This window comes from Zoogloea sp., assembly GCF_030157465.1.
In the GTDB taxonomy this organism is placed as follows: Bacteria; Pseudomonadota; Gammaproteobacteria; order Burkholderiales; family Rhodocyclaceae; genus Zoogloea.
Map to the genome: position 1 here is coordinate 1 of NZ_JAOAUU010000081.1, position 3853 is coordinate 3853.

Consider the following 3853-nt stretch of genomic DNA (forward strand, 5'->3'; position numbering starts at 1 on the left):
ACATCACCCTGCGTGCCCACGGCACCGCGGTGGGCATGCCCTCCGACGACGACATGGGCAACTCCGAGGTCGGCCACAACGCCATCGGCGCCGGGCAAGTGTATTCCCAGGGCGCGGCGCTGGTCGCCAACGCCATCGCCGACGGCGCGATCTGGCAGGGCGAGGCCTGGCAGCAGATCGTGGCCGGTGCCAAGGCCGGTCGAGGCGTGATCCACTTCATCGGCCTGTTCTCCGACGGCAACGTGCACAGCCACATCGACCACCTGAAGGCGATGGTCGGTCAGGCCAGGCTGGATGGCATCAAAACCGTGCGCATCCATGCGCTGCTCGACGGCCGCGACGTGCCCGAAACCAGCGCCCTGGAGTACGTGGTGCCCTTCGAGGCCTTCCTGGCTGAAGTCAGCAGCGGCGGCTTCGACGCCCGCATCGCCTCCGGCGGCGGCCGCCAGTTCATCACCATGGATCGTTACGACGCCAACTGGCCGATGGTTGAAAAGGGCTGGAAAACCCACGTGCTCGGCGAAGGCCCGCAGTTTGCCAACGCCACGGAGGCGGTGAACGGCCTGCGCGAGAAACATCCCGGCACCATCGACCAGGATCTGCCCGAGTTCGTGATTGCCGACGGCGGCCAGCCCATCGGCACCATCGAGGACGGCGATTCGGTGGTCTTCTTCAACTTCCGTGGCGACCGCGCCATCGAGATCACCCGCGCCTTCGAAGAAGCCGCCTTCGACAAGTTCGACCGGGTGCGTGCGCCCAAGGTGACCTACGCCGGCATGCTCCAGTACGACGGCGACCTGAAACTGCCGGCCCGCTTCCTGGTCGCCCCGCCGGCCATCAAGGACACCTCGGGCGAGTGGTTCAGCAAATCGGGCCTGGCCCAGTTTGCCTGCTCCGAAACGCAAAAGTTCGGCCACGTCACCTATTTCTGGAACGGCAACCGTTCGGTCAAGTTTGAAGGCGAAACCTGGCAGGAAGTCCCCAGCGACGTGGTGCCCTTCGAGCAGCGCCCGTGGATGAAGGCCGCCGAAATCACCGACGCCATGATCGCCGCGCTGCACTCCGGCCAGTACAAGGTGCTGCGCTGCAACTACGCCAACGGCGACATGGTCGGCCACACCGGCAACTTCCGCGCCGCCACCATGGCCGTCGAAGCCGTCGACCTAGCCCTCGCGCGCCTCTTGCCCGCCATCGAAGCGGCCGGCGGCGTCGCCCTGATCACCGCCGACCACGGCAACGCCGACGAGATGTTTGAACTCGACAAGAAAACCAAACTGCCGGCGCAGAACAAGGACGGATCCTTCAAGGCCAAAACCGCCCACACCCTCAACCCGGTTCCGCTGATCCTTTTCGACAAGGTCAGCGGCGGCAAACTCGGGCTCAAGCAGACGCCGACCGCCGGCCTGTCGAGCATCGCCGCCACGGTGGCAAACCTGCTGGGGCTGGAAAAGCACGCGAAGTGGGACGAGGGCGTGCTGGAGGTGAAGTAAGCCTTAGAGCATACCATTCCACACAATTCATAACGCATGAATCGAGCGCATCTGCTCAACCCCTCTGACGAAGCTACTGAGCCTTGTGTAGCCCTGCCAGAGGGTTTTGACACCGGGCTCACCGTCGCCTTTGCGGGCCAGGAAGCCGCCCAGCATGGCGATGCGGCGGATCACTTCGCGCAGGGTAGGCATTTTTCTGGGGGGTGGTTTTTCGGCCAGCAGCCAGGCGGCCTGCCATTCGGTCTGCTCGAACACGGCACTGGCGGGCAGATCGGGAAGGATGCGACCCAGCCGTGTCAGGTGGGCCAGCCGCCAGGCGACGACCAGATAGATGGCCAGCGCCAGCTCCAGTTTTCTGACGTGCCCAAGTTGCAGCGATTCGACCCGGCAGCCGTTCTTGAGCACATGAAACAGGGTCTCGATCTCCCAGCGGCACCGATACCAGTCGATCAGTTGCGCCGCCTCCTCCAGGGTGGCAACGACACGGTTGGTCAGCAAACGCCATTCGACCGCCTTTTGCCCTTCAGGCACACCGGTTTCGCGGGCGATCAGGCAGGTCACCGGCATCATGCCGCCCTGGCCGTCGGGCAGATCCACCGGGCGGACATGGAGCGTCTGGCGCACGGCGCGCGCCGGCCGGTTGAGGCGCTCGGGCAGGGTGAATTCGATATCACCCAAGGGCGTTGCGGCCAGAACTGCCGGCCACAATTTGCCGCCCTGCGGCAAACAGCGGTTGTGCTGAGCGCGCAGCAGGTAGTCCGCGGGATGCCCAAGGGTATGGGCGCGTTGCATCAGTTCGAGGATGTCGGCCTCCCGGTCGGCGACATAGACCAGACGCGTTGCCGGCAGGTGCCCGGCACGCTCGGCCAGGCGTGCGTAGCCTTCGATCCAGCGCTGGCTCTCCGAGACTTCGAGCGGGCGCGCCCACATCCACGCATCAACAATGCCCAGTGGCAAGCGTTGCGGTGTCACCACGTAGGTCGGATGCAGGTACATGCCGCGTTGCGCCTCATAAGACAGTCGCCCCAGTCCATCCATGTCCTGCCCGTTGAAATCCAGCTCTGTCGTGTCTTGCAGGCACAGCACCACGGGGTGCTCCGCCATGCGCGTCTCGGTCCGTGCCATGTGAGGCGCCAGGACCTCTTCCCAGCCCAGGCCACGCTTCTCTTCCCGTGCCTGATCAAACAGCCGGTAAGCCGCTTGCGTCTCTGCCCGGCCGTTGCACGCCCCGGGAATGCTCGCAGATGGGGCATCCCCCAGCCGATCCGCCAGCTTGACCAAGCGTTTGGTCAGACGGGCATCGCCCATGTCCGCCCCAGCAAACTCCGCCATCGCCCAACTCCCCTCGTGAATCATTGCCATGCCATGGTAGATGAAAGGCTATGGCGTAAGCACAAGGTATACCAGACTATAGCGAAGGGTTATTCCCGGCCTCGCACCGGCCAGAAAAACATGTCAATGGGGTTGTGTGGAACGGTATGGCCTTAGAGCTTGTCCGTAAATAGCCTGGCATTGGCGGCGATTCAGCTCCCAGGCCTCGGCCTCTTATTCACGGACAAGCTCTTAGTCCGGACGCAAGTCAGCCGAAATACGGGCGCGTTGCCGAAAGGCGCGCGCCCGTTTTGTCTTTTGGGGAAAAGAAAGCCGGGCTGCAATCCGCATCGCCCGACTGCTCCAATCAACTTCTTTCATTGATACATGGGGTGATGAGTGCGATGCGCAGGCTGAATTGGCACGTGTTGTATTCGGCTTTTCAAGCCGTACTCGGCTGGCTCGGAAAGCCGTCCGACTACGAGCGTGCGCGCCAGAGTTACGGCCCGGAGCCCTACCTGACTCTGGCAGACGTCAGCATCGCCGAGCGTATCGATGCGCTCGTGTCGGGAAATGTCGTTTGCCTCCTCCGCAGTGTTCTCGGCACCCAGCGCGTCGCTGCGCTGACGTTCGCCGAGCATGCAAGTGCCTTTCAGCGCGCGTTACCCCTGACGCAAGACGATGTCGTGCGGCACATGATCCATTCCGGTATTCCCACAAGCGTTGCACGCTACGGCAAGCCGCAAGCGTCCGGCTGCTGGATGCATCGGGACGATCAGGAGGGCTGGATGGTGTCCTGGATAGATGAACGCAACGCCCGCTTCGACAGGCAATTCAATTCAAAGCGCGAGGCCGAGATGTACGTCAGGCGTTGTTGCATAACTCTGGCTCAAGCCAAGTAACCCCAACCCCAGGCGGATTTCAGGCATGAGCGACCGTCACCGGCATGCCAAGCCGGTTGAACGTATTCAGAATCGCGCAGCGCACATGCACCTCGGCAGCCTGGCGCTCCGGCGCTCGAGCGGCCAGTCGCTCCCCTAATAACTTGAAGC

Annotated in this window: 3 protein-coding genes and 1 pseudogene; 2 read left to right on the top strand and 2 right to left on the bottom strand. The window is 63.3% G+C overall.

The window, feature by feature from the left end; all coding sequences use genetic code 11:
• The coding region (gpmI, locus tag Q1W26_RS10910; protein ID WP_300439743.1) for a 2,3-bisphosphoglycerate-independent phosphoglycerate mutase at window positions 1-1490 on the top strand (1490 nt) is incomplete at its 5' end.
• Between the two features lie 27 nt (window positions 1491-1517).
• On the opposite strand, the gene Q1W26_RS10915 is transcribed toward gpmI, so the two are convergent.
• Complete coding sequence (locus Q1W26_RS10915) at window positions 1518-2822, bottom strand: IS4 family transposase (protein ID WP_300439746.1); 1305 nt, start codon at window positions 2820-2822, stop codon at window positions 1518-1520.
• A 374-nt stretch (window positions 2823-3196) separates the two neighbouring features.
• Here Q1W26_RS10915 and Q1W26_RS10920 point away from each other — a divergent pair, with 374 nt between their 5' ends.
• A complete protein-coding gene (locus Q1W26_RS10920) occupies window positions 3197-3703 on the top strand; it encodes a hypothetical protein (protein ID WP_300439749.1) in 507 nt (168 codons plus the stop codon).
• Window positions 3704-3722: 19 nt separating this feature from the next.
• Here the strand turns inward: Q1W26_RS10920 and Q1W26_RS10925 are convergent.
• Window positions 3723-3853 (bottom strand): annotated as a pseudogene (locus tag Q1W26_RS10925) (IS5/IS1182 family transposase); the annotation flags it as partial.

What these genes read in the sequence shown, in the direction of transcription:
- Q1W26_RS10920 (WP_300439749.1), top strand. Translation starts at nt 3,197, where the DNA reads ATGAGTGCGATGCGCAGGCTGAATTGGCACGTGTTGTATTCGGCTTTT.
- Q1W26_RS10915 (WP_300439746.1), bottom strand. Translation starts at nt 2,822, where the DNA reads ATGGCGGAGTTTGCTGGGGCGGACATGGGCGATGCCCGTCTGACCAAA.